The sequence below is a fragment of the Rhodococcus sp. PvR044 genome (assembly GCF_040548995.1).
Taxonomy (GTDB): domain Bacteria; phylum Actinomycetota; class Actinomycetes; order Mycobacteriales; family Mycobacteriaceae; genus Rhodococcus_G; species Rhodococcus_G oryzae.
In genome coordinates this window covers 114,875-137,393 of sequence record NZ_JBEPSX010000007.1, presented here as the reverse complement: position 1 = coordinate 137,393, position 22,519 = coordinate 114,875, and the positions used below count along the sequence as shown (strand labels likewise).

Sequence of the window (22,519 nt, the reverse complement as noted above, 5' to 3'; positions counted from 1 at the left end):
ATCGCTTATCGGACTACTTCTTGGCGGCGGGCGGCGCGTTCAGCAGCGTGATGAAGGGCTGGGCGTTGGCGGCGACGGCGCCCAGTCCCCCGATCGCGGTACCCGCCAACGACGCGCCGGCTCCCACCAGCAGCGCGCCACCGATGCAGCCCGCGAGCGGGCCCGCACCGAACAGCATTGCCGCAGGCGCCGAGACCACGCCGGCTGCGACCGCGCCCAGGATGCAGCCGCCGACCAGACCGGTCGCGGCGCCGAGGAAGCCGCCGACGGCGCCCGTCATGGTGATGTTGTCCTTGACCCCCGCGACGGCGGCGGGCAGGTCGATGTCCTTGACCGGCAGGGCGACCGGGGTCGCCGCGGCCGGGCTGGTGTCCGCGGTCAGCGTCGCGGTGCGGCCGTCGATCGTCGCCGTGACCGGGTGCGCGATGCCGTCGACCGCGAGCGCCAGCGGCACCGACTCGACGATGGCGCCGCTCGAGTCCCGGACGATCAGGTGGTTGTTCTCCTTGGCCAGCGAACCCGCGGCCGTATCGAGGATCACCTGGTTGCCGCTGCGGGTGACGTTCCACCCCACGCCCGCCGTCGTGGCGGGCGTGGGATCCGCGTAGGCGGTACCGGCAATGATTCCCATCGACGCGATCGTCATGGCCGAGACGGCCGCAAGTTTGGTCATTTTCATGGTCGGTGAGATTCCTTCTCGTTCTGTCGCAGGGACCGATGGTCCCTGCGCTGCCGGACGAAGCCAGCCGATGGGTGACGCGTCGATCGACGCAGAGGGGCACGCTGAGCTGCTGCGACGGTGAAGACAGACAGCGGGTGGAGATGCGAATGACCCTAGAGACGGATTGTGTCCACCCCGTGGCGCACGGTGTCCACGCCCTTACGATTCGCGCACCTCGTCAGCTACTCGCGAGTCAGGAACGCGCAATCAGCACGTGACTCGGCCGAAACGCCGCGTGTACCGGGCCGTCGGGCACCGGACCTTCTTCGCGCGGCCGGAGGATCCTTCGACGACGACTCGGCCGACGGTCACGTCGACGAGAGGAACCCGCGGATGGCGGAGGTCAGCTCGCGCGGACTGTCCTCCGGGATCAGCGTGTAGCAGTCGGCGAGTTCGACCAGCTCCGCGCGGGGAAAGAGCTGGGCCAGGCGGCGGCCGTGCTCGACCGGCATCACCCGGTCCTCGGTCCCCCACACGACCAGCACCGGGCCCTGGTAGCCGGCGGACGCGGCGGCCCAGGTCCGGAGTGTGTCCCGGTCCGGCACGGAAGTCACGTACTTCCGAAGGTCGCGCCGCACCTGCGCGTTCTCCGTGGCCGGACGGAACCAGCCGTCCATCACCTCGGTCGGGACCGCGCGCTTGCTCATCCCTCCCCACGCTCTCGGCGATCGTCGCATCGCACGCAGGCGCATCGCCTGCATGGTCAGGAACAACCCGCCCGGGATCCGGGCGACTGCCGCGATGGGCCGGGCCGGCGGCGGCGGATAGTTCTCGAAGGCCTCGCTGGCGGTGATGATCATCCGGCTGATCCGCGAGGTGTCGCCGTTCGCGATCAGGACCTGAGCTCCGCCCCAGTCATTCTGCGCGAGCGTCACCTGCGTCAGCCCGAGCCGTTCGACGAACTCCCCGATCAGCACAGCGAGCGAGGAGAGCGACAGATCCGCATCCGGCTTCATCGGAATCCGGTGGCCGCCGAGCGGCCACGTCGGCAGGATGCACCGATAGTCGTCGCGCAGGTCGGCGACCACGTGCCGCCAGAGCGTCCCATCCATGGTCAGCCCGTGCAGGAACACGATCACGGGCCCCGGCCCACCCGTGTCCTCGTACTCGATCGTCCCCACCGATAGTTCGACCGTCTCCACGACAACCCCCTGCCGGAACATTCGCACGGAACACTGCACCCGAGCCTAGGGCGTCGCGGCACGTCCGCGGCCGAGGCGCGGCCCTCCCCTTTTCTGTGCCAACGGACGGCAGCGTCGGTGGACGTGAGAAGACCGTGGGAGGTTCCCTCGGTTCGGCTCAGGAGCCGATAGGCCAGGCGTTATGTCATTATCACCAGGGATACCGCCGCGCGACGAATGACCGCAAGGCCCGATCGCCGATCGCCTCCCCTGGAATCGACACCCGGCTAACGCAGCCAACTCCCCCGCCGTACCACCTCGACGACTGATGCAAGAGCGGGCGCCGCAAAGAACGTCGACTCCCCCTCCACTGTCGACCGGGGGGATCGCGACCACGCCCTGGCGCCACCGCACTCCCCCGCGGCGAGGACGACTCACCGTCGCGGGCGGGCGGCCGCGGCAGGCCCTCCGCTCGACACGAGGAATCACGACCGCACACGCCCCGGACGCCGACGCAGGCCCCCCTTCTCCTTGCCGGCAGACGCGAGCGGGCACGAACAGGCGGCCGACTACGGCGAATGACCCCCGCTGCGGCACGAGTGCCGATATCCTCGGCGTTATGACATTATCAAGACCACCCGATCGCTCGGATCGACGCGCTCCCGTGTCGGCGGCGGCCGCTGCCGCCCAAAGGCCCCTGCCCCAACGTGTTTGACGGAAATCCCCGGACCCGCTCCCCTCGATGTCGGTGCCTGCCGCTAGCGTGCCCGCTCATGGTGACGGAGCGAGACCCCGATGACGAGAGCGTCCCGACGGGAGGTCGGGCACGGGATCGGCTGTCCCCCTGGTTCGAGGAGTTCCTGGTCCACCGCAGCACCGCCAAACCCTCACCGAACACCCTCAAGGCCTACCGTCAGGACTACACCCTCATCGCCGATGCCCTCTCGCGTGCCCGCGGGGTGACCGCCGCGGACCTCACCCTCGACGCGCTCGACAAGACGACAGTGCGGGCGGCCTTCGCCGACTACGCGCGGACCCACCAGGCGGCCTCGATCAGGCGATGCTGGTCCACCTGGAACATGCTGTGCGACTTCCTGTTCTCCGTCGACGCCATCGTCGCCAACCCGATGTCGGCGGTGCTGCGGCCGAAGGCACCCAAGACACTGCCGAAGGCGTTTCGTGCCGACTCGATCGAACGGCTCGTGGCAACGCTCCAATCGTCGGACGACAACGGCGCGCGCGCCTGGCCGGAACGCGACCTCGCGCTCATTCTCACGGGGCTGCTGACCGGGATGCGTTCCGCCGAACTCATCGCGGTCGATCTCGGAGACCTGCGCGACGCGATCGACGACGGGGACGGCCACGCCAAGGTGATCCACGTGCACGGTAAGGGGAACAAAGAGCGGGTCGTCACCGTCGAGCCGGCTGTGGTCGATGTACTCGGCGACTACCTCGTCAGCCGTTCCGAGCGATTCCCCGACACGGCGCGACGCAGGCCGCGGGCCGAGGTCTCCCCGTGGGAGCGGTTCACCGACGCCGACCCCATGTTCGTCGGTGGCGACGGCAGACGGATCACCAGGGGGACGCTGCAGTACCGCGTCGAACGCGCCTATCGCCGCGCGGGGATCAACGGTGACCGCGCCAAGGGCGCCCTCGTCCACCAGCTTCGGCATACCTTCGCCACCGCCATGGCGGACCAGAACGTCAGCATCTACACCTTGATGCGAATGCTCGGGCACGAGTCCATGAACACCACGCAGCGGTACACGGTGGGCGCGGGCGCCTCTGTCCGGGACGCCGCTGCCCTGAATCCGGCCTACCAACTCGTCTCGAGGGGCACGCCCCTCCCCCGCGCCGACGCGGCCGAAACGTACGGGAACGCCCTGCATACCGGGGTGATCGGTGCGGTGGACCGAGTATGAGCCGAGCGGCTGAACAAAATGAACGCAACGATATGGCCACCATCGGCCGGGCATAGCCTTCCAGGGATAGCGTCGATCACAGCACACCGCGAAACGAGATGACGTTCGATGACAACCTCTGTCAAGGAAAAGCCCGGAAACCTGCGGGTTGAATTGACCAGTTTCATCGGCAGGCGCCACGAGATAACCGAGGCACGGCGGCTGCAGTCCACCTCGCGGTTGGTCACGTTGACCGGCATCGGCGGGGTCGGCAAGACCAGATTGTCTTTGCGGGTAGCCGAGGATTCGCGGCGCGCGTTCGCCGACGGTGTGTGGTTCGTCGCGCTCGGCGACCTTCATGATCCTGCGTTGTTGCCCGAGACCATCGCCGCGGCGCTCGGGCTGCCGGATCGGCCCGGACGTTCGGTCTCTCGCCTGCTGATCGATCGCCTCTCCAGCAAACAGACGCTGTTGGTGCTGGACAACTGCGAACACGTGCTCTGCGCCGCTGCTGCGTTGGTACAGACACTGCTGCGAGCGTGTCCAGAGCTGCAGATCCTGGCGACGAGCCGCGAGGTCCTCGGGGTGGACGGCGAGCAGGTGATGCGGGTGCCGCCGTTGGCGGTGCCCAGCACCCATCAGGCCCCGCCGCTCGAGGCGATGGCCGATTGCGAGGCGGTGGCGTTGTTCGTCGCACGCGCCACGGCCTGCCTGCCGGACTTCGTGCTCACGGAGAGCAATTGCGCGGCGGTTGCGGGAATCTGCGGCAGGCTGGACGGGCTTCCGTTGGCGATCGAGCTGGCGGCCGTGCGGATCCGGGCGATGACCGCCGAACAGATCCTGCACCGCCTGACCGACCGGTACCAGTTGCTGACCGTCGGTTCCCGGGTCGCGCCGACCCGACAACAGACCCTACGGTCGTGCGTGGACTGGAGCTACGACCTGTGCACGGCGCGCGAGCAGCAGCTATGGGCCTGGCTGTCGGTTTTCGCCGGCGGTTTCGAGCTCGATGCGGCCGAGGGCGTCTGCCCCGAGGCGCTGGTTGCCAACGATTTCTTGGACGCGGTGTCGTCCCTGGTGGACAAGTCGATCCTGGCCCGTGAGCAGGTCGGTGAGGTCGTGCGCCTTGGCATGTCCGAGGCGATCCGCGACTACGGCCGCGAGAAGCTACGCGAATCCGGCGACCTTCCGCTGGCGCAGCGGCGGCACCTCGCGTGGTACGAGCAGGTGGTGGAGCGCGCCGAGTCCGAGTGGATCGGCCCCCGCCAAACCGAATGGATCGCCAGACTCGATCGGGAACAGTCGAACCTGCGGGATGCTCTGGCGTTCGGTCTGACCGACGCGGTCGTCCGCATCGATCCAGATGTCACTGCACGCACCGCCAATGCCCTGTTCATGTTCTGGTCGTGCCGGGGCATGCTGGCGGAAGCAAGGCGATGGATGGGCCGCTGCCTCACCAGCTCCGACGCCATGAAGGCCGAGGAGCGCGTGGAGATGTTGTATTGCGACGGCGTGTTGGCAGGCATGCAGGGTCAACTCGGGGAGGCCTCGGCGCGGGCGGAACAGTGCTGCTCGCTTGCGGAGCAGCTGGGGAGCGCGGAGTCACTCGAGATCGGCAACTACGCGAGGGGATACCGGGCGCTGTTCAGCGGTGACCTCGCGGCGGCGGTAGAACCGCTCCAGACTGCAATCGCCAGCGCGGGCGCATCGTCCGCTACCGGGGCCGACCGAGGTCCGAGCGCGTCCCGGATCGGCCGACAACTGGGTGGCCTCCTCGGCCTGGCAATCGCGAGTGGACTGTCCGGGGATGAGGCGACAGCCAATGCGTGTCACGAGCAGGTGCTGGCGATCACCACCCCACGGGAGGAGTCCTTCTTCCGTGCGTACTCGTCATGGACCCTCGGACTGACGGCGCTCCGCACGGGAGACACCGGTCGCGCGTCAACCGTGACAGAGCTGGCGTTGCGGCTGATCCGGAAGGTCGATGACCCTGTCATGACGGGCTGGTGCCTGGAGTCACTGGCCTGGATCGCGACCCGCGAGGACGAGCCGACGCGTGCCGCGGTGCTGATGGGCGCCGCCGAGACGCTCTCGCGGACTGTCGGGAGCAGCTCAGCGACCCTCCCCTATCTCCTGGCCCACCATGAGGAGTGCGAACAGCTCGCCCGCGACGCGCTCGGTACCCGCGCTTACGGCGAGGCGTTTCGTACCGGTGCCGCCATGAGTCTCGACGAGGCTGTCGCGTATGCGCTCGGAGACCGCTGCGTCGCCCAGGCCCGGACGACGCCGGTCGCGCCCGTGCTGACCCCCCGCGAGACCGAGGTGGCGCACCTGGTCGCGGCGGGCCATTCGAACAAGGCGATCGCGTCCATGTTGGTGATCTCGCCCCGTACCGCCCAGGGCCACGTCGAACACGTGCTGTCCAAGCTCGGGTTCACCTCGCGCACACAGATCGCGGCCTGGATGGCCGAGAACCACCTCGATCGACAGGCTGATCCGAAGCCGGTGTAGTCACCGATCAGGACGGGGAGCGCACCCCTTCCGCCGACGTCATTCGACGACGAGTATCCCCTGCATCTCGGGGTGGTACGTGCAGTGGAACGGATAGGTGCCCGGGTTCATCGGTGCGTCGAAGGTTGCGGTGTTGTTCCCGTCGACGTCCTCGTCGAATTTCCCCGCCTCGTTCGAGGTCACCGAGTGCTCCACGTCATCCTGGTTCACCAGGGAGATCTCGGCCCCCGCCCGGACCGTCGTCGGGACCTCGAACTTGAAGTCCCTGATGGTGACGACCATGGATTCGGCCGGCGTGCCGGGTGCGGTCATCGTTCCTGTTCCGGGGCCATAAGAATTGGTCAACGGCGCTTCAGGAGTCGTGGGCGTGCCGTCGTCCGAGCCGCACGCCGGTACCGCGGCGATCGCGAAGCCGGCGAGTGCCACACCGATCCGCCGACCCCATCGGCTCGGTCTCTTTGCGTGCCGGCCGCTGGATGCATGTGTGAACATCTGTCCTCCCGAGGTCGCTTCTTGATTACCGCACCGGAGCGCCGCCGAAACGTTTGAGAACTCGATCCGTTTCGACCGCGTGCCTACCGGGCATCCCCTGACCGACAGGGCACTCGATCGGGAGGAGAGCATGGCCGAGGACGTCGGGAAGCGGGACGTCGAGAAGCGCTGGGGCGATCGCGACACGCTCCGCGGCGCCGCCGTGTACACGCTCGCCGTCGTCGGGTTTGCGCTGACCGTGATGGCCGTCTCCCTGGCCTGGGGCTTGTCGAACCGCGACGAGTGCGCGGAGGCCTCGACCGCGGTGTGTTCGAACCCGGAACGCTACATTCTGGCGCTCGGACCGACTGTCATCCTCCTGCTCGGCGGCCTGGGCGCCTTCGTGCGCACCTATCGCCTGTGGCGGGAGGGTGGGACATGGCCCGTCTGGCACGGCGCCGGCTGGGTCCTGTTCATTGCGATGCTCGTCTACCTCGGCATGTCCGCGAACGTTCTCGCCACGGGATAGATCGTCGGTCACACCGGCAGTCGCTGCCCACGGAACAGGAGGAACCATGAATTCCGTCAAGCTCGCCGGAAAGCGGGTGGCCGTACTCGCCACCGACGGCGTCGAAGAGGTCGAGCTGGTCGAGCCGCGACGCGCGCTCGAGGACGCAGGGGCGGAGGTGAGATTGCTGTCTCTCGACACCGGCGAGATCCAGGCGATGAAGGGCGACGTGCACGAGGCGGGGCGATACCCGGTCGACGAGCGCGTGGCGGCGGCAACGGTCGCCGAATACGACGGACTGGTCCTGCCCGGAGGGACCACCAATCCCGATCATCTGCGTCAGGATCGCGCGGCGGTCGACTTCGTTCGCGACTTCATCTCGGCAGGCAAGCCCGTCGGCGCGATCTGCCACGGCCCGTGGACCCTCGTCGAGGCGGACTCGGTGCGCGGCCGGACCCTGACCGCTTACCCCAGCATCCGGACCGACATCGCGAATGCGGGCGGCACCGTCGTCGATCGAGAGGTCGTGGTCGACCGCAACCTGGTCTCGAGCCGCAACCCGGGCGATCTTCCGGCCTTCTGCGAAGCCCTCGTCGATGTGATCGCGGCAGGCAGTGCGTGACCACGGGCGGGTCGATCATGGCCGCGCAGTGGCCGGTATCTCTAGCCTTGGCTCATACCGGGCGGCCTCCGGTATGCCGGATGGCGCACCTTCGCCCGCACGATCACCACGATCCCGCCACTCGCGAACAGCAATAACAGCAGTTCCAGTATGTTTGCGTTCATCTCGCCCGGTTCCTCACCGAGGGGCCAGTCGATCGCGTCGCGTGCTCGGTCGAGCATGGCCGCGAACAAATGGGCCACCATTGTCGAGGTCACGCCGGGCCCGAGGATGGACCACTTCCTCCTCCGCCGTCTCGTGGATCGCAAGCAATCGACGAAGCGCGAAGAACGCCTCACCGCGAGCCTTCCCAGACAGGGCGAGAACGTCGTTGAACAGCGCCTTGATCTGTTCGTGCTGACCGACCAAGAACTGGATCACGTCATCGGTCGATCGAATGGGTGTGGGGGTCTTCGGATCCCGCCTTCCGGGTTGCGTGTTCGGTTCACCGCCCCTTGCTACCCGTCCGCACGCGGCGTGAAACGCCACGCCTCTCCGTCCGGATGCCTCCGAAGAAGGTCCGCTTCTCGTTGATCGCCACTGCCCTGGAAATGGGTCCATACTCAGAGGGTGAGCGAAGTCGCGCCCGAGGCGCAGCCTGAGTTCAGCGCGACGACGCCCGTCGGCGGCGAGTCGGGCATGCTCGTCGGCAGTTTTCGCTTTCGGGTCGCGGACGACGCGTGGGAATGGTCGGACGCAGTTGCCAGAATGCACGGGTACGCGCCCGGGTCGGTCGTGCCGACCACCGAGCTACTGCTCTCGCACAAGCACCCCGACGACAAGGCACATGTCGCCGCGATCCTCGACAACGTCCGGGCCCACGGCGCGCCCTTCAGCAGCAGGCACCGGATCATCGACACGGAGGGCGAGACCCATCGCGTGGTGGTCGTCGGCGACCGACTGCTCGACAACGATGACAACGTGATCGGGACGTTCGGCTTCTACATCGACGTCACCGACGCGTTCGAATCCGACATCCAGGAATCGATCGATGACGCGGTCGCGGAGATCGCCTCGTCACGAGCCGCGATCGAGCAGGCGAAGGGCGCGTTGATGCTCGCATACGGGATCTCCGCTGACCGCGCCTTCGAGGTTCTGACCTGGCGTTCGCAAGAGTCGAACGTCAAACTGCGCGACGTGGCCCGTCAGTTGCTCCGCGACATCTCCAGCCTGATCGCGACACCGCAGGGATTCCGCGAGGATTTCAACCACATCCTGTTGACGATGTCGATCCGAGCCGACGGGCAACGTCCGGGCGGATAAGGCCTCGTTCTGCGTTTGATCGCGGTATGCACGGGCACTCAAGGGACAGGGCCTGTGGCCGCCCGGGTAGTCGCAGGAACCGAGGGATCGGCGGTTCAGAATCCCGAGCCGCCGATTCCGCCCGTTCGACGGCGGTGATGCCGGCTCCGAACAGCTCATGGCGGAAGCGATTGGCGCCGAACACGCATCGGAGTTCAGCCACCCAACTGACGCAGCGGGCCCGACAGCTCGTCGGCGAAGAAGTCGAAGAAGCCGTCCGGATCGGGTCCCGCGTTGATCAGCACCAGCCGATCGAAGCCGGCATCGACGTACTTCCGCGCCACCGCCAGATGGTCGTCAACCCTTGGACCGCAACCGAACACGGCGCGCATGTCGTCGTCGGTCACATACGCCGAGGCGGCCTCGAAACCCGCGGGGTTGGGCAACTCAGCCTGCACCTTCCAGCCCAGCACTCCGAACCGGAACTTCTCGCGGGCCGACTCGGCGGCCGCGGAGTCGTCGGCCGCCCATGACAGCGGTACCTCGGCATAGGTGGGCCCCTTGCCGCCTGCCCCCCGGTAGCGCTCGACGATCTCGGGCCGCGGCTCGGTGGCGAACAACGCGTCCCCCAGCTCGGCCGCCACCGTCGCGGCGGAACGTCCGCCTGCGGCGACCGCGATTGGCGGCAGCTCTCGGGGCAGATCGAACACCCTCGCGTCCTCGAGCGTCAGGTGCTTGCCCTCGTACGACCGATAGCCGCCCGACCACAGCAACCGAATGATCTCGAGCGACTCGCGGAGCATCTCGTGCCGCCGCGTGACCGCAGGCCACCCCCTACCGACGACGTGTTCGTTCAGACGCTCCCCTGAACCGACACCGAGGGTGAACCGGCCTTCGCTCAGGAGGGCGGTGGTGGCCGCGGCCTGCGCGATCAGCGCGGGGTGATATCGGAGGAACGGACAGGTGACACCGGTCGCGAGGCCCACCGTCTTGGTTCGCGCGGCGACGGCAGCCAGCACGGACCAGACGAAGCCGGAGTGGGCGTGATTGTCCAGCCACGGATGGAAATGGTCGCTTGCCTCGACGAAGTCGAAGCCCACCACCTCGGCGCGGACGGCTTGGCGGACAAGCTCCGTCGGCGAGTACCCCTCCGCGAAGAGTTTGTATCCGATCTGCACTGCACGCCTCCGATTCACTCATCGGGTCCGGTTTCCGGCACCCACTCGGCGGGTATCACCGGGGCATGACCAGAATCAGCGGCGCTTCGGATCCGGGCGAGCCGGAACCGGGTGACCCCGTTTCACAGCCACCGATCCCGACTCCGCCCGTCCCCACCCCGCCCCTCCCAGGGCCGGCACCCGACCCCGCGCCGCCGGGGCCACAGCCGCCGCAACCGGGACCGGTGCCGGGACCATCCCCCGAGCCCGTGCCGCCCGCACCACCGCCGCCGGCGCCGCGATGACCACGGGCCCGAGGGGCTGCGATCAGCCGACCGCCTGCCAAGCCCCGAGGGAAGCGGTATCGACAGGACGCGATCGACCATCATGCTGCAGCGCGAGCGCGCTCTCGACCGAAGCGAAGCAGCGGAATCGGTTGTCCAGCTCGGCAACCCGGAGGGTGTGGTCGACCGCGCGCGACCCGGCGATCACTGAGAATTCCACCCCGTCGGCCCGGGCTCGCCACTGTGCGTCGGCCAGCACCTCCGCACCCCTGATGCTCAGGAACGTGACCTGCGACAGGTCCACCACGAGCCTGTCAGCTGCCTCGTCGATCCCGGCATTGATCTGTTCCCGCACGGCTGGCAGCGTGGCTGCATCGACATCTCCACTGATCGGGACGACAACCGTCGATGTTCTTCTCGGCGGAGATTCCACCGGGCGCGACACTCGATCCGTTCCCTTGAACTGGTGACGTTGAAGCACGACACCCTCCTCATCATCGCAATTGACAGTGCGGAGTGAAGCGGTGGTGTTGCGATCGTTCATCAGGCATTCGAGTGGATTTTCGGGAGCTGCGACGATTGCTCGACCTACCGCCGGCTGTTGGCTCAACCTGTCTCTTTCTTACCAGATCGATCTGAGCGAGGCCATACCTTCGTTTCGGCGATGAGGAAGGTGGGTAGTCTGCGTTCAGCGAACGCAACATCCCACGTGGGGGAACGAGGCCGTATGTCACGGGCGCACGCCGAAGAGTTCGGAGAGCAGACCGGATCGGAATTGGAGCTCCGGTTGCCGGCCGACGCCGACCAACTTTTCCTGGTTCGCGCGATGGTCACGGCCATCGCGACACAAAATGACTTCGATCTCGACACCATCGCCGATCTGAGACTCGCCGTCGACGAGGCCGCCACCCGATTGGTGCGGGCGGCGCTACCGGAGGCACTGCTCCGGTGTCGGGTTCAGGTCCACGACCGAGAATTCGTGTTCTCCGGATCGACATCGGCCGGCTCCGACGAAGCGGTGGGTGGATTGGACCAGGGGTTCGGGTGGCATGTGCTGCGAACCCTCACCGACGAGGTCTCCGCACACCACGCACCCGACCCCGAAGATGGATCCCGGTTGATCCTCACGATCGACTTCACTCGCCGTGCGGAGGGCACGCCCGGGTGAGCCGGCACTCGGGCCCTGATTCTGACGAGTACTCGGATGTCAATGTCCGGTTCGAGGTACTCGCGGCGATGACGCCCGACGATCCGGCACGAGCAACCGTTCGAGCCGAGATCGTGGAGCGCTGCCTGCCGTTGGCAGAGCACATAGCCCGCCGGTTCACGGGCCGCGGCGAACCGCACGAGGATCTCGTCCAGGTCGCCCGAGTGGGTTTGGTCAACGCCGTCAACAGATTCGACCCCGAACGTGGCACGGAGTTCGTGTCCTTCGCCGTTCCGACCGTCATGGGCGAGGTGCGTCGCCATTTCCGCGACGCGGGCTGGGCGCTGCGTGTTCCGCGCCGCACCAAGGAACTCCATGTGGCCATCGGAAAGGTGACCGGGGTTCTCAGTCAACAATTGGGCCGGTCCCCGACGCCGACAGAGATCGCGTCGGAGCTCGGCGTGAGTCGCGCCGACGTCAACGAGGCACTGCTGGCGGGCAATGCGTACCAGACGACGTCGGTGGACGCCCCCGGTACGGAGCGCCCCGGCGCGCCGCCACTTGCCGAGTCCGTCGGAAACCTCGACTCCGCCTTCGACACGATCGACAATCGTGAAGCTCTCCGGCCGCTGGTCGCAGCGCTGCCCGAGCGTGAACGCACGGTTCTGATGCTGCGGTTCTTCGGCAACCTCACCCAGACGCAGATTGCCGAGCAGGTCGGGGTCTCCCAGATGCACGTGTCGCGGATACTGGCGCGGACTCTTGCCTCGCTCCGGGCGGCGATGGACGAATCGGGCTGACGTCTCGGTTTCGGCGGGCCTCGGGCTGGGTACCAGTGTGGGGCAGAGCCCGGGCAGATCATTGCTCGCCGGCCCGGCTCCCACAGGCGGGACCAGGAAGGAGAAGTCGATGCCGCGAAAGGGATCAGACCCCCACCTCAAGGATCAAGACCTGTACGAGAAACTCCGCAAGGAGGGCGATTCGAAGGAAAAGGCGGCACGGATCTCGAATGCCGCCGCGACCGAAGGTCGTTCATCCGTAGGGAAGACCGGGGGCGAGGCCGAGTCGTACAAAGACCGCACGGTGCCCGAACTGAAAGAACGGGCGAAAGAACTCGGACTCAGCGGCTACTCGAAGTTGAACAAGAAGGAACTCATCAACTCTCTGCGCAATCACTGAGCCAAGACCACAAGGAGGCACCCCATGGGAGCGACCGACAAGGCCAAGAACAAGGCTGAAGAGCTCGCAGGCAAGGCGAAGGAGAAGGTCGGCCAGGCGACCGGCGATCGTGAAACCGAGGCCCGCGGTCAGAAGGATCAGACCAAGGGCAACCTCAAGCAGGCCGGCGAAAAGGTCAAGGACGCCTTCAAGGACTGATCGGCCGAAGCCGACGCCTCCCGGATGGCACCGCCGCTGTACAGACGGACAACCCGGGAGGCGTCGACGTAGGTTTCGCTGCTTCACGGCGGGGTATTGCTCTGACAGGTCGCAACCGCGCGAAGTCGGAGGTCCGTGATGCGCTTGATCACTCTCGTCGTGCTGATCTGGCTCGTGGTCGGGGCCATCGCGGCAGGCCAGCGCGGCTACTACACGAATACCCCGGAGAACTGCGCCGGCGTCGGCACCATCGCGGTCACGGTACTGGCCGGGCCGCTGAACTACGCCGGCGTGAATCCGAAGGTCACCGATTGCAATGTGCCCCAGCCGAGTCCGTAGGCAACGTCGGTAGCGTCAATACCAGTACTTCCGACCCCCGACGGCCCGGCCGGTCGCACCGAGCAGGGCCAAAATCAATCCGACGACCACCAGGACGATGCCGATCGTCCACAAGATGGAGATGCCGGTCAGGAAGCCGATGAGAAGCAAGATCAATCCGAGCACGATCATGGCATGAACCCCGCTTCGTAGTGGTGGTCGAGAATCACGAAGGCGGCATACCCACTGTCGGTCACTCCGAAACGGCGCGTGCCGACGCAGTCGCACCGATCACAGCGGAGCTCCGCGATCCAATCTGCGCAGCCCGGAACCCCGGCGTCGCCCCTCCGGCCTGGCCGACACGAACATCGCGCCGAGGCGGGCCTTGATCTCCTCAGTGGTCATGGAGCCGCCGGCTCCGGTTGCCCCGGTCGCGGTCGACGCCGGTGTGTTCATCGCGTTCATGCCGAGCTCTCTGTGGTCGATTCGGATGAATCCGAGTTCCGGATTCGCTACTCCTCAATGCTGGGCCGCGCGGCACCGACGCCGCCATCACCCCAGGGCGAGGAATTGCCCACCCTGGGGTGACAACCCACGTCAGGGGGGCGGCTGACGCCGTTCGCCGAGGTCTGCTGACCGGGAATGACGGCTTGACAATAAGGTAAGGCGTACCTAATACTCACGGCCGGGCACAGTGCCTACACGTGAGGAGTCAGCGTCATGATCGACGGTCTCATCGAAGAGGCATACGCGCGCGGTGTGGTCCGCGCGGTGACGCCGACCCCGGCGGGCGACGACGAGTACCTTCTCGACCGTGCGAGCGATCCAATGCGCCGGGAGGCGGCCGTCGCGGTGCGGGTCCGGGCGGACGGGCGGTTCGCCCTTGCGACCGGCAATGGCGGAGCACTGACCATCGGACAGGTGGCGGCGCTGTGCGGGCTCACCGGCCGCCCGGCCGACCGGACTCAGCCGTCCCCGTCCAGGCAGGCCAGGTAACCGCCCGCCTCGAAGTCGGCGCGCGCGCAGTAGGTCGCCCGCGGGTAGTACTCCCCCATGGTCGTCGCAGGGTCGGAGTTCGCCGCCTGGGACGCCTGCACCGACTGGGGGTAGAAGGCCGGGCTGGGCAGCATGTGCCGCAGGAACAGCACCTTCTTCGGAACCTCGGTGGAACCCCAGGGCAGAACCGTCACCGTGGGGTCTGACGCGGCGGCCGCGGGCACGTCCTCCGGCACCGCCACCACATAGGTGTAGTAGCCGCGCGCATCGAGGTTGGTCTGGAAGTCGGCCGCGCAGGCGACCACGGGATACGGCGACACCTGGTCGTTCTGACACATGGACCAGTACCGCACCTGCTGCCCCGGCTCGGTCACCGGCACGCCCTCCCGGGTGTCCGGGAAGGTCGGCGCCCGTCCCCGCACGACGACGATCCGGCCCGGCTGATAGGTCAGTCCGGCGCCGATGTACTTGTTGTCGCCGTTGGGGAACAGCCCGGAGGTGCTGGCCGGGTTCACGAAGGTCGCCTCGGGCACGTTCCCGGGGAACGCGCCCGATGCCGCGCCCGCGATCAGTCGGTCGAAGGTCGCCTCCATCGCCTGCCCCATCGGTCCGTTGGTGGCGTCCGCCGGGTCGAATGCCGCCGGGCAGGTCGAGATCGGGATCGTGGTGGCGCCGTTGTTCAGCACCAGGGCGACCGCGGGCAGCGGCACCCCTCCCGGCGGCGAGGCCGCGTCGTCGGGGACGTACACCCGGATGATCAGGAAGCCCATCGGCACGGTCTGGCTCGCGGCTCCGGCGGGCAGCGCCCGGATCTGGTTGAGCGCGTGGTCCGCCTCGCCGGGCACCACGGTGGCGTGCCAACGCCCCGCCGACTCCGGCGACCCGGCCGGCGAGGGATCCACGAACGGGTTCCCGCTGCCTCGATCCGGGACGATCTGGTCGTCGCGCAGGGTGTCGACCGTGTTCAGGTCGGTGCCGTAGGTGTTGAGCGAGAAGTAGCGCGCAGCGGGATAGTCCCCGCTCAGCTCGATCCGGTCGTCGCCCCCCAACGCGTACGGCAGCACCCAGTAGGTCGCGTTGGCGTCCGGGAACGCGACATTGAGAACGGTCTCGTTCGACATGAAGCGCCACGCGCACGCGGGCGACTCCGGGCCGGCAGGGGCGGCGCGGGCGGCCATCGCGGGCGCTCCGAATGCCGCGGCCAGCACCGCACACGCCAGCACGAGCAGGACCCGCATCGCGGGTGTCGAATGACGCGCCGAATCGGGCATACCGACTCCGTTTCGTTCCGTCTGGTCACGCTACCGCCCGATCCCGCCTCGGGCGGGTGTTCCGGCGCAGGTCAGAACGTCACAGGCGTGTGTACTGCTCGGTGTCCTGGTCGAACTCGGCCAGCAACTCGGCACTGAGGGTCGGCCGCGTGTCGGCGATGGCCGCGAGATAGTCGTCGGTGTTCGCCGGCTCGCCGCGGCGGTGGAGAATCTCCCGCTCGAAGGCGGTCTGCGCGCCCTTCCGCGCCGCGAACTCGATGTCGGCGGGCGTGAACAGCTCGCTGGAATTCACGATCAGGTTCACGTCGACCGCACCGTGTGCGGCACCGAGGTACCGCTCCCACACCGCACGACGGGCGGGCGCATCCGGCGGACCGACCGGGATCACGTAGTCGAATCGACCGGGGCGCAGGAACGCAGAGTCAAGCGAGTGCACCGAGTTCGTCGCACAGACCATCAGTCGCCGGTCGCGTTCCCGAAACAACGGGATCAGCTTGAGCAGTTCATTGGTGACCCCATGCGCGGCATTGGCCGCCGACCCGGTGCGGGCGGCCGCGATCTCCTCGACCTCGTCGATGAACAGCACCACCTCCTCGAGCTCGGCCAGTTCGGAGAAGACGTCCCGTAACGAGGCGGCCAACCCACCGTCCACCGCCGCGGCCAGGCGAGAGGGGAACAGTTCGACGAACGGCCAGCCCAGTCTCGATGCCACCGCCTTCGCGAAGCTGGTCTTGCCGGTACCGGGCGGGCCGAACAGGATCACCGCCTTGGGGGGCTGGACGCCATACCGTTCGGCGACGTCCGGCTCCGCCAGCGGCAAGACGACCCGGCGCTCGATGGCTTCCTTCACCCGCTCCATTCCGGCCATCGCCTGCCACAACCCAGTGGGCAGTATGCGACCACCCAACTCGGCGAGCAACGCCCGATCCGGGCCGAGCGGCTCGAGCATTTCGTAGTAGACGAGACCGTCCCGACGGGTGTAGCCGGAGTTCTCGAACGCCGCCGAACCGGTGGCACCCTCGGTCAACACCGCACAGATCCGCTGAACCCCGGAGGAACGCAGGCGTTGTTCCAGATTCGCCAGCAGCGCGCTACCGATTCCGCGTCCTCGCCATCTCGATCCCAGTGCCACCAGGAGCACCCAGGCCCGCTCGCCCTGTGTCTGTGCCACCGCCATCCCGACCAGTTCGTCCCCGACCGCGGCCACCACGGCGGGCTGACCAGCCCGGGCCGCAGCCATCACCTCGGCGACCGCGAACACCGGCTCCTCCGACCCCGGCGCACGGCTCTGATCCAGGATCTGGATGGCTTGATCGAGATCCCCGTCATGGAAGTCACGCAGCCGCCACACCGGCATGCTCACACACCGCCGCCCGCCGAGCCGGGCCCGAGGCTCATGCGATCAAGTACACACCCGTAGACCGCTCCGCGTCTGCACCTGGGTCCTCCGGATGCTGCGGATGCTGCGCCGATGCCCCTTGCGGGTCCGGAGCGCGAGGAGAAAGATCCGATGAAGGCCGGTCGTCACCCAGCACCCCGGACCCGGGGTGAACCGTCTGCGATGTGGAGTCGGGTATGACAACCCACTTACAGCCAGCACACCGGGCGGAAGGCCGTATCGAACGGCGTCGGATCGTGGTTCGCGGAATCGTCCAGGGGGTGGGGTTTCGGCCCTTCGTCGCCAGGCTGGCGGCGGACCTGGCGATCGGCGGCCACTGCGGCAACGACGATGCCAGTGTGTTCATCGAGGCGGAGGGCCCCGCCGCGGCCCTCGCGGAGTTCGAGCGCCGGATACGGGCCGAGGCGCCACCGATCGCCGTGATCGTCGACCTCGCCGCGGAAGCCCTTGCCCCGCAGGGCGAGAGATCCTTCCGCATCGCCGAGAGCAGGCACGTGCCCGGCTCGCGGACGCTGATCTCCCCGGACGTCGCGACCTGCGAGGACTGCCTACGCGAGTTGCGGGACCCCGCCGACCGCCGCTACCGGCATCCCTTCATCAACTGCACCAACTGCGGGCCGCGCCTGACCGTGATCACCGACCTGCCCTACGACCGTCCTGCGACGACGCTGGCCCCGTTCGCGATGTGCCCACGCTGCCTGCGCGAGTACGGGACCGTGGAGGATCGGCGCTACCACGCCCAGCCGATCAGCTGTCACGACTGCGGCCCGCGGATCTTCCTGGAGCGCGACGGCGTCCGGACCGTCGGGGACGACGAGGTGCTCGGTGGCGTCCAGCGGGCGCTGAACGACGGCCTGATCGTCGCGATCAAGGGGCTCGGCGGCTTCCACCTGGTGTGCGACGCGACCCAGCCGGGCGCGGTGCGGCGTCTGCGGATCCGAAAGCGCCGCCCCGCCAAGCCGTTCGCGGTGATGGCCGCGGACACTGCCACGGCCGAGCGGATCGTCGAGGTGTCCGACGCCGAGCAGCGCCTGCTGGGCCACCCCGCGCGGCCGATCGTGCTGCTGCGAACCCGGAGACCCGGCCCCGTCGCGGACGAAGTGGCGCCCGGCCTGGACGAACTCGGAGTGATGCTGCCCTACACCCCGCTGCACCACCTGCTCTTCTCGCCGGCTCCCGGGTCGCCACCGGATGAGCACCCCCGTGTCCTGGTGATGACCTCCGGGAACACCAGCGGCGAGCCGCTCTGCTTCGACAACGACGACGCCCGCGCGCGGCTCGCCGGGATCGCCGACCTCTTCCTGATGCACGATCGCGACATCGCCGTGCCCTGCGAGGATTCGGTCCTGGCGGTATCCGAGGACCGGGAGGTCCCGATCCGCCGGTCGCGAGGGTATGCGCCGCTCCCGATCCTGCTGCCCTCCCCGGGTCCGGTGGTGCTGGCGGTGGGGGCCGAGGTGAAGAACACCTTCTGCCTGACCCGCCAGGATCTCGCATTCTGCTCGGCACATCTCGGCGACATGGGCACACTCGAAAGCCGGCGCGCGTTCGAGACCTCGGTGCGCCAGCTCACCACCATGCACCGGGCCGCGCCCGCGCTGATCGTCGCGGACGATCACCCGGGCTACTCGACCATGCAGTGGGCGGCGCGGTACGCCGGCGCGAACGAGATCGAACTGCGCACGGTGCAGCACCACCACGCGCACGTCGCCTCCCTGCTCGCCGAGCACGGCCGCCTCGACTCGAGGGTCCTCGGCGTCGCCTTCGACGGCACCGGATACGGGTGCGACGCGACCGTGTGGGGCGGCGAGCTCCTGTTGGTCGGCCCGGACATCCTGACCACCGAGCGGTCGGGCCACCTGCAGTCGTTCTGGCTGCCCGGCGGCGACGCCGCGGTCCGCAACCCCGCCCGCGTCGCGCTGTCGCTGCTGCACGAGGCCGGGATCGGCGAGGTCGACGACCTGCCCTGCACCCGAGCGCTCGCGGCCGCGGAACGCCTCCTCGTCGCCTCTCAACTGTCCTCCGGCGCGGGCGCCGTCCGCACGACCAGCGTCGGGCGCCTGTTCGACGGCGTCTCCTCGCTGCTGGGCGTCTGCCACCGGGTGAGCTACGAGGCGCAGGCCGCCATCGAACTGGAGGCCCTCGCGCGACAGGCCGGCAGACCCGCGCCGCTGACGATGGCGATCGACGGCGGGCAGCTGCGACTCGATGCGCTGTTGACCGGTCTCGTCGCGGGCCTGCGGCGGGGCGAGTCCGCGGCCTCGCTGGCGCTGGGATTCCACCACGCGCTCGCGACCGCGACCGCGGCGCTGGCCCTGCGGATCGCCGACCGGACCGGCACCGGAACCGTCGGGCTCACGGGAGGCGTCTTCCAGAACCGGCTCCTGCTGAGCCTGCTGCGAACGCGATTGCAGGGCAACGGTGTCGAGGTCCTCACCCACCAGCGGGTGCCCGCGAACGACGGCGGGCTCTCGCTCGGCCAGGCGGTCCTCGGCCTGGCGTTCCTCGAGCGCGCCGCCCACCGGCGCGGTACCAGAACCGACCAATCGGAGATCGGAGCACGGCGATGACCACGACGGCGCATTCGGACGCCCCCCTGATCGACGACGATCTCTCCGCGGATCTCGCGTCCGCGGCGCTGTCGCTCGCCAGGAGGTTCAACGCGGGCGCCACGCTGTGGGTCATCTCGCCGCAGTGGGAGCCGCACGCCCATCACGTCGCGGTCGAGTTCGTGCACCCGGTGATCATGGGCAAGCGGGCACTGCCGTCCGTCGCGCTGGTCGAACCGGACCCGGTCGCGCAGTGCCGCGTCGCCACCCGGCCCGGCGACGTGATCATCGCGGTGGCCTCCGCCGACCAGCCCCAGGTGCGCGACGCGATGCAGCGCGCACCCGCGTGGGGCGCCGACACTATCTGGATCGGCTCCGGCCCGCGCCCGCCGGCGGGCAGCGCCGATCACACGCTGTGGGTGGCCTCCGACGATCCGATGATCCCGGCGACCGGCAGGTTCGTGCTGATGTACCACCTGCTGTGGGAGCTGACCCACGTCTGTTTCGAACATCCCGGCCTGCTGACCCCGGACGAGGACGCGTGCGCCGACGACGGGTGCGTCACCTGCAGCGACGAGGGCAGGCTCGCCGAGGTGGTGTTGCCTCCGGCCACCGCGCTGGACACCGCGCTGGTCCGCACCGGCTCCGGCGAGGAGTCCGTCGACGTCACCGTGCTCGGCGAGGTCGAGGCGAACGACCTGATCCTCGTGCACGGCGGCGCGGCGATCACCCGCATCGACAACGCCGAGGTGTCGCGATGAGCGAGCAGGAGAGCACCAACTTCCTCTATCCCTTCATCGACGCGGAGGAGAACGACGCCGACGCGTTGCTGACCGACCTGGCCGCGTCGGCGCGCAGCAAGGCCGCCGAGAGCGCACGGCTGCAGCGGGTCTCGCTCGAGGAATGGGGCGACGGGATCACCTCGGCGGGCGCCCGGATGGCCGAGCGCTTCCGCGCGGGCGCGCGGCTGTACACCTTCGGGAACGGCGGCAGTTCCACCGACGCGGCCACCCTGGCCTCGCTGTTCAGCCGGCCCGCCCGCGGTCGGCCGGTCGCGGCCTGGTCGCTGGCGGCCGACCAGGCGGTGGTCACGGCGCTGGGAAACGACGTGGGCTTCGAGCTGATCTTCTCGCGCCAGATCATCGCCCACGCCAAGCCGGTCGACATCGCCATCGCGCTGTCCACCTCCGGCAACTCCGACGATCTGATGACGGCGTTGGCCGAGGCCCGCACGCGCGGGCTGCTGACCGTCGGGTTCGCCGGCCACGACGGCGGCCGGATGTCGACCAGCGACGACCTGGACTTCTGCTTCACCATCCGGTCCCAGAGCATCCATCGCATCCAGGAGAGCCACGCGCTGGTCGGATACCAGCTCTGGTCTGCGGTGCAGGACAACCTCGCGAAACCCACACCGGGGCCGCGAGAGACGACAGGCGGTCCCAGATGAGCAGCTCACAGGTCGGCGACCGACCCTCGACCGCGGCCGAACGCGAGGGCCGGGTACTCGACCGCATCGACGAGTTCCGCAAACGCCGTCCGCGCCTGCTCGAATCGGTGGTGACGCTCGCCCACGGTGCGGGCGGCAAATCCTCGGCGGCCCTTGTCGATTCCGTCTTCGTCGAGGCGTTCCGCAACCCGGAGCTCGAACAGCTCGGCGACGCCGCGGTGCTGCCGCTCCCGTCGGGCGAGCGGCTCGCGTTCTCGACCGATTCGTATGTGGTGCAACCGCTGCGGTTCCCCGGCGGGTCCATCGGGAACCTGGCCGTGCACGGCACCGTCAACGACCTCGCGGTCTCGGGTGCCCGCCCGCAATGGCTCTCGGCCGCATTCGTCATCGAGGAGGGCTTCGAAATCTCCGCGCTGCGTGAGATCGTCGCCGACATGCGCGATTCCGGCCAGGCGGCCGGTATCGAGATCGTCACCGGGGACACCAAGGTGGTCGGCAAGGGCGCGGCGGATGGGATGTACATCTGCACGGCGGGCGTCGGCGTCATCCCCGCGGGCCGGGTGCTGTCCGCGGACCGGGTGCAGCCCGGTGACCGCGTCCTGGTGTCGGGCACCATCGGCGAGCACGGCATGGCGGTGATGCTCGCCCGCGGCGAGCTCGCCATCGAGGCCGACATCGACTCGGACACAGCGCCGGTGAACTCGCTCGTCGAGGCGCTGCTCGAGGCCGCACCGTCGACCCGGTGGATGCGCGACGCCACCCGCGGCGGGGTCGGCACGGTCTGCAACGAGCTCGCGCAGGTCTCCGGTCTCGCGGTGATCATCGACGAGCAGTCGCTCCCCGTCCAGCCGCAGGTGCTCGGCGCGTGCGACATGTTGGGGATCGACCCGCTCTACGTGGCCAACGAGGGCAAGTTCATCGCGATCGTGCCGCGCGCCGAGTCGGACGCCGCGGTCGACGCGCTGCGTGCGCAGCCCGGCGGCGCGCAGGCGGCCGTCATCGGTGAGGTGATGGCCGAGCCGCAGGGCATCGTGGCGCTGCGGACCGCGTTCGGGGGCAGCCGGATCGTCGACATGCTCGTCGGCGACCCGCTGCCGCGAATCTGTTGAGCAACAGGAACTCCTGAAAGGAGGACGGCTATGTGCTTGGGCATACCGGGGCAGGTGGTTGACATCGTCGACGCCCAGCAGCACCTGGCCAAGGTCGACGTCAACGGGATCCGTCGGGTCATCAGCGTCCGCCTACTCGCCGATGAGGGCCTGGTCGTGGGCGACTGGGTCCTGGTGCACGTCGGGTTCGCGATGTCGAAGATCGACGAGGCCGAGGCGCAGGTGACGCTGGACCAGGTCCAGAAGATGGGCGCCGACTACACCAACGAGATCGACGCGTACAACTCGTCCGAAATCGCCTGATCTCGGGCATCTTCCGTCAGCGAGGA

Annotated in this window: 26 protein-coding genes and 1 pseudogene; 16 read left to right on the top strand and 11 right to left on the bottom strand. The window is 68.4% G+C overall.

Annotation, left to right across the window (positions count from 1 at the left end):
• Positions 1 to 13: 13 nt before the first annotated feature.
• Both ABIC28_RS17610 and ABIC28_RS17605 read right to left on the bottom strand, forming a co-directional pair.
• Positions 14 to 679 (bottom strand): DUF8020 domain-containing protein, encoded by a 666-nt coding sequence (locus tag ABIC28_RS17610; RefSeq protein WP_097213298.1) that lies wholly within the window; start codon positions 677 to 679, stop codon positions 14 to 16.
• Positions 680 to 1,029: 350 nt separating this feature from the next.
• Positions 1,030 to 1,863, bottom strand: a complete 834-nt coding sequence (locus ABIC28_RS17605) for an alpha/beta fold hydrolase (protein ID WP_354580079.1) — start codon at positions 1,861 to 1,863, stop codon at positions 1,030 to 1,032.
• Between the two features lie 752 nt (positions 1,864 to 2,615).
• Between ABIC28_RS17605 and ABIC28_RS17600 the strand changes: the two genes are divergently transcribed.
• On the top strand, positions 2,616 to 3,764 hold the full coding sequence (locus tag ABIC28_RS17600) for a tyrosine-type recombinase/integrase (protein ID WP_097213299.1): 1,149 nt from the start codon (positions 2,616 to 2,618) through the stop codon (positions 3,762 to 3,764).
• 108 nt (positions 3,765 to 3,872) lie between these two features.
• Entirely contained in the window at positions 3,873 to 6,254 is a 2,382-nt protein-coding gene (locus ABIC28_RS17595; protein ID WP_097213300.1) for an ATP-binding protein, read from the top strand.
• Between the two features lie 39 nt (positions 6,255 to 6,293).
• Here ABIC28_RS17595 and ABIC28_RS17590 read toward each other — a convergent pair whose 3' ends face one another.
• The gene (locus ABIC28_RS17590) at positions 6,294 to 6,566 is read right to left on the bottom strand and encodes a cupredoxin domain-containing protein (RefSeq protein ID WP_179800662.1); all 273 of its coding nucleotides are present in this window, start codon (positions 6,564 to 6,566) and stop codon (positions 6,294 to 6,296) included.
• A gap of 310 nt (positions 6,567 to 6,876) precedes the next feature.
• Between ABIC28_RS17590 and ABIC28_RS17585 the strand changes: the two genes are divergently transcribed.
• Both ABIC28_RS17585 and ABIC28_RS17580 read left to right on the top strand, forming a co-directional pair.
• The gene (locus ABIC28_RS17585; RefSeq protein WP_097213302.1) at positions 6,877 to 7,254 is read left to right on the top strand and encodes a hypothetical protein; all 378 of its coding nucleotides are present in this window, start codon (positions 6,877 to 6,879) and stop codon (positions 7,252 to 7,254) included.
• Positions 7,255 to 7,300: 46 nt separating this feature from the next.
• Positions 7,301 to 7,855 carry a type 1 glutamine amidotransferase domain-containing protein gene (locus tag ABIC28_RS17580; protein WP_097213303.1) on the top strand — a complete coding sequence of 185 codons (555 nt, stop codon included), beginning with the start codon at positions 7,301 to 7,303 and terminating at the stop codon, positions 7,853 to 7,855.
• Between the two features lie 41 nt (positions 7,856 to 7,896).
• On the opposite strand, the gene ABIC28_RS17575 is transcribed toward ABIC28_RS17580, so the two are convergent.
• Both ABIC28_RS17575 and ABIC28_RS17570 read right to left on the bottom strand, forming a co-directional pair.
• On the bottom strand, positions 7,897 to 8,112 hold the full coding sequence (locus tag ABIC28_RS17575) for a hypothetical protein (protein ID WP_354580193.1): 216 nt from the start codon (positions 8,110 to 8,112) through the stop codon (positions 7,897 to 7,899).
• A pseudogene (locus ABIC28_RS17570) lies at positions 8,084 to 8,293 on the bottom strand (hemerythrin domain-containing protein); the annotation flags it as partial. The pseudogene ABIC28_RS17570 and the gene ABIC28_RS17575, both read right to left, overlap by 29 nt.
• A 171-nt stretch (positions 8,294 to 8,464) precedes the next feature.
• Here ABIC28_RS17570 and ABIC28_RS17565 point away from each other — a divergent pair.
• Positions 8,465 to 9,157, top strand: a complete 693-nt coding sequence (locus ABIC28_RS17565; RefSeq protein WP_373560280.1) for a PAS and ANTAR domain-containing protein — start codon at positions 8,465 to 8,467, stop codon at positions 9,155 to 9,157.
• A 194-nt stretch (positions 9,158 to 9,351) separates the two neighbouring features.
• Here the strand turns inward: ABIC28_RS17565 and ABIC28_RS17560 are convergent, their stop codons facing one another.
• Positions 9,352 to 10,314, bottom strand: coding sequence for a TIGR03557 family F420-dependent LLM class oxidoreductase (locus tag ABIC28_RS17560; RefSeq protein WP_354580075.1), 963 nt, complete (start codon positions 10,312 to 10,314; stop codon positions 9,352 to 9,354).
• 306 nt (positions 10,315 to 10,620) lie between these two features.
• The gene (locus tag ABIC28_RS17555; RefSeq protein ID WP_354580073.1) at positions 10,621 to 11,121 is read right to left on the bottom strand and encodes an STAS domain-containing protein; all 501 of its coding nucleotides are present in this window, start codon (positions 11,119 to 11,121) and stop codon (positions 10,621 to 10,623) included.
• 183 nt (positions 11,122 to 11,304) lie between these two features.
• Between ABIC28_RS17555 and ABIC28_RS17550 the strand changes: the two genes are divergently transcribed.
• The 5 genes from ABIC28_RS17550 (at position 11,305) to ABIC28_RS17530 (ending at position 13,440) form a co-directional block, all read left to right on the top strand.
• Complete coding sequence (locus ABIC28_RS17550) at positions 11,305 to 11,745, top strand: ATP-binding protein (protein ID WP_179800663.1); 441 nt, start codon at positions 11,305 to 11,307, stop codon at positions 11,743 to 11,745.
• Complete coding sequence (locus tag ABIC28_RS17545; RefSeq protein WP_097213308.1) at positions 11,742 to 12,524, top strand: SigB/SigF/SigG family RNA polymerase sigma factor; 783 nt, start codon at positions 11,742 to 11,744, stop codon at positions 12,522 to 12,524. Before ABIC28_RS17550 ends, ABIC28_RS17545 begins: the two co-directional genes overlap by 4 nt.
• 109 nt (positions 12,525 to 12,633) lie before the next feature.
• Entirely contained in the window at positions 12,634 to 12,903 is a 270-nt protein-coding gene (locus ABIC28_RS17540) for a DUF7218 family protein (RefSeq protein WP_097213309.1), read from the top strand.
• A gap of 24 nt (positions 12,904 to 12,927) precedes the next feature.
• Positions 12,928 to 13,101, top strand: a complete 174-nt coding sequence (locus ABIC28_RS17535) for a CsbD family protein (protein ID WP_097213310.1) — start codon at positions 12,928 to 12,930, stop codon at positions 13,099 to 13,101.
• Between the two features lie 138 nt (positions 13,102 to 13,239).
• Positions 13,240 to 13,440, top strand: coding sequence for a hypothetical protein (locus ABIC28_RS17530; protein ID WP_097213311.1), 201 nt, complete (start codon positions 13,240 to 13,242; stop codon positions 13,438 to 13,440).
• Positions 13,441 to 13,455: 15 nt separating this feature from the next.
• Here ABIC28_RS17530 and ABIC28_RS17525 read toward each other — a convergent pair whose 3' ends face one another.
• Together ABIC28_RS17525 and ABIC28_RS17520 are read right to left on the bottom strand one after the other, a co-directional pair.
• Positions 13,456 to 13,611 (bottom strand): DUF6131 family protein, encoded by a 156-nt coding sequence (locus ABIC28_RS17525; RefSeq protein ID WP_097213312.1) that lies wholly within the window; start codon positions 13,609 to 13,611, stop codon positions 13,456 to 13,458.
• Positions 13,612 to 13,710: 99 nt separating this feature from the next.
• Positions 13,711 to 13,884 (bottom strand): hypothetical protein, encoded by a 174-nt coding sequence (locus ABIC28_RS17520; protein ID WP_354580069.1) that lies wholly within the window; start codon positions 13,882 to 13,884, stop codon positions 13,711 to 13,713.
• Between the two features lie 255 nt (positions 13,885 to 14,139).
• Between ABIC28_RS17520 and ABIC28_RS17515 the strand changes: the two genes are divergently transcribed.
• A complete protein-coding gene (locus tag ABIC28_RS17515; RefSeq protein ID WP_354580067.1) occupies positions 14,140 to 14,415 on the top strand; it encodes a hypothetical protein in 276 nt (91 codons plus the stop codon).
• On the opposite strand, the gene ABIC28_RS17510 is transcribed toward ABIC28_RS17515, so the two are convergent.
• Together ABIC28_RS17510 and ABIC28_RS17505 are read right to left on the bottom strand one after the other, a co-directional pair.
• Positions 14,385 to 15,653 (bottom strand): hypothetical protein, encoded by a 1,269-nt coding sequence (locus ABIC28_RS17510; RefSeq protein WP_502945044.1) that lies wholly within the window; start codon positions 15,651 to 15,653, stop codon positions 14,385 to 14,387. The two genes, ABIC28_RS17515 and ABIC28_RS17510, sit on opposite strands and share 31 nt — an antisense overlap.
• A gap of 112 nt (positions 15,654 to 15,765) precedes the next feature.
• Positions 15,766 to 17,043: an ATP-binding protein gene (locus tag ABIC28_RS17505; RefSeq protein WP_097213315.1), complete on the bottom strand. Its 1,278-nt coding sequence runs from the start codon at positions 17,041 to 17,043 to the stop codon at positions 15,766 to 15,768.
• Positions 17,044 to 17,261: 218 nt separating this feature from the next.
• Here ABIC28_RS17505 and hypF point away from each other — a divergent pair, with 218 nt between their 5' ends.
• The 5 genes from hypF to ABIC28_RS17480 are packed head-to-tail and all read left to right on the top strand — an operon-like array spanning position 17,262 to position 22,493.
• Positions 17,262 to 19,655 (top strand): carbamoyltransferase HypF, encoded by a 2,394-nt coding sequence (gene hypF / locus ABIC28_RS17500; RefSeq protein ID WP_354580065.1) that lies wholly within the window; start codon positions 17,262 to 17,264, stop codon positions 19,653 to 19,655.
• Positions 19,652 to 20,395 (top strand): HypC/HybG/HupF family hydrogenase formation chaperone, encoded by a 744-nt coding sequence (locus ABIC28_RS17495; RefSeq protein ID WP_269590264.1) that lies wholly within the window; start codon positions 19,652 to 19,654, stop codon positions 20,393 to 20,395. The genes hypF and ABIC28_RS17495 overlap by 4 nt, the downstream gene beginning before the upstream one ends.
• Positions 20,392 to 21,081, top strand: coding sequence for a D-sedoheptulose-7-phosphate isomerase (locus ABIC28_RS17490; RefSeq protein ID WP_354580064.1), 690 nt, complete (start codon positions 20,392 to 20,394; stop codon positions 21,079 to 21,081). The genes ABIC28_RS17495 and ABIC28_RS17490 overlap by 4 nt, the downstream gene beginning before the upstream one ends.
• Positions 21,078 to 22,190 (top strand): hydrogenase expression/formation protein HypE, encoded by a 1,113-nt coding sequence (hypE, locus tag ABIC28_RS17485; protein WP_097213319.1) that lies wholly within the window; start codon positions 21,078 to 21,080, stop codon positions 22,188 to 22,190. The genes ABIC28_RS17490 and hypE overlap by 4 nt, the downstream gene beginning before the upstream one ends.
• A 30-nt stretch (positions 22,191 to 22,220) precedes the next feature.
• Positions 22,221 to 22,493 (top strand): HypC/HybG/HupF family hydrogenase formation chaperone, encoded by a 273-nt coding sequence (locus ABIC28_RS17480; protein ID WP_027501456.1) that lies wholly within the window; start codon positions 22,221 to 22,223, stop codon positions 22,491 to 22,493.
• The last annotated feature ends 26 nt before the right edge of the window (positions 22,494 to 22,519 follow it).

Excerpts from the sequence above, each read along its gene's own strand:
- ABIC28_RS17590 (WP_179800662.1), bottom strand. The coding sequence starts at position 6,566 with ATGACCGCACCCGGCACGCCGGCCGAATCCATGGTCGTCACCATCAGG.
- ABIC28_RS17535 (WP_097213310.1), top strand. The coding sequence starts at position 12,928 with ATGGGAGCGACCGACAAGGCCAAGAACAAGGCTGAAGAGCTCGCAGGC.
- ABIC28_RS17520 (WP_354580069.1), bottom strand. The coding sequence starts at position 13,884 with ATGAACGCGATGAACACACCGGCGTCGACCGCGACCGGGGCAACCGGA.
- ABIC28_RS17525 (WP_097213312.1), bottom strand. The coding sequence starts at position 13,611 with ATGATCGTGCTCGGATTGATCTTGCTTCTCATCGGCTTCCTGACCGGC.
- ABIC28_RS17480 (WP_027501456.1), top strand. The coding sequence starts at position 22,221 with ATGTGCTTGGGCATACCGGGGCAGGTGGTTGACATCGTCGACGCCCAG.
- hypF (WP_354580065.1), top strand. The coding sequence starts at position 17,262 with ATGACAACCCACTTACAGCCAGCACACCGGGCGGAAGGCCGTATCGAA.
- ABIC28_RS17600 (WP_097213299.1), top strand. The coding sequence starts at position 2,616 with ATGGTGACGGAGCGAGACCCCGATGACGAGAGCGTCCCGACGGGAGGT.
- hypE (WP_097213319.1), top strand. The coding sequence starts at position 21,078 with ATGAGCAGCTCACAGGTCGGCGACCGACCCTCGACCGCGGCCGAACGC.
- ABIC28_RS17595 (WP_097213300.1), top strand. The coding sequence starts at position 3,873 with ATGACAACCTCTGTCAAGGAAAAGCCCGGAAACCTGCGGGTTGAATTG.
- ABIC28_RS17555 (WP_354580073.1), bottom strand. The coding sequence starts at position 11,121 with ATGAACGATCGCAACACCACCGCTTCACTCCGCACTGTCAATTGCGAT.
- ABIC28_RS17490 (WP_354580064.1), top strand. The coding sequence starts at position 20,392 with ATGAGCGAGCAGGAGAGCACCAACTTCCTCTATCCCTTCATCGACGCG.
- ABIC28_RS17540 (WP_097213309.1), top strand. The coding sequence starts at position 12,634 with ATGCCGCGAAAGGGATCAGACCCCCACCTCAAGGATCAAGACCTGTAC.
- ABIC28_RS17610 (WP_097213298.1), bottom strand. The coding sequence starts at position 679 with ATGAAAATGACCAAACTTGCGGCCGTCTCGGCCATGACGATCGCGTCG.
- ABIC28_RS17510 (WP_502945044.1), bottom strand. The coding sequence starts at position 15,653 with ATGCGGGTCCTGCTCGTGCTGGCGTGTGCGGTGCTGGCCGCGGCATTC.
- ABIC28_RS17580 (WP_097213303.1), top strand. The coding sequence starts at position 7,301 with ATGAATTCCGTCAAGCTCGCCGGAAAGCGGGTGGCCGTACTCGCCACC.
- ABIC28_RS17530 (WP_097213311.1), top strand. The coding sequence starts at position 13,240 with ATGCGCTTGATCACTCTCGTCGTGCTGATCTGGCTCGTGGTCGGGGCC.
- ABIC28_RS17495 (WP_269590264.1), top strand. The coding sequence starts at position 19,652 with ATGACCACGACGGCGCATTCGGACGCCCCCCTGATCGACGACGATCTC.
- ABIC28_RS17515 (WP_354580067.1), top strand. The coding sequence starts at position 14,140 with ATGATCGACGGTCTCATCGAAGAGGCATACGCGCGCGGTGTGGTCCGC.
- ABIC28_RS17585 (WP_097213302.1), top strand. The coding sequence starts at position 6,877 with ATGGCCGAGGACGTCGGGAAGCGGGACGTCGAGAAGCGCTGGGGCGAT.
- ABIC28_RS17550 (WP_179800663.1), top strand. The coding sequence starts at position 11,305 with ATGTCACGGGCGCACGCCGAAGAGTTCGGAGAGCAGACCGGATCGGAA.
- ABIC28_RS17505 (WP_097213315.1), bottom strand. The coding sequence starts at position 17,043 with ATGCCGGTGTGGCGGCTGCGTGACTTCCATGACGGGGATCTCGATCAA.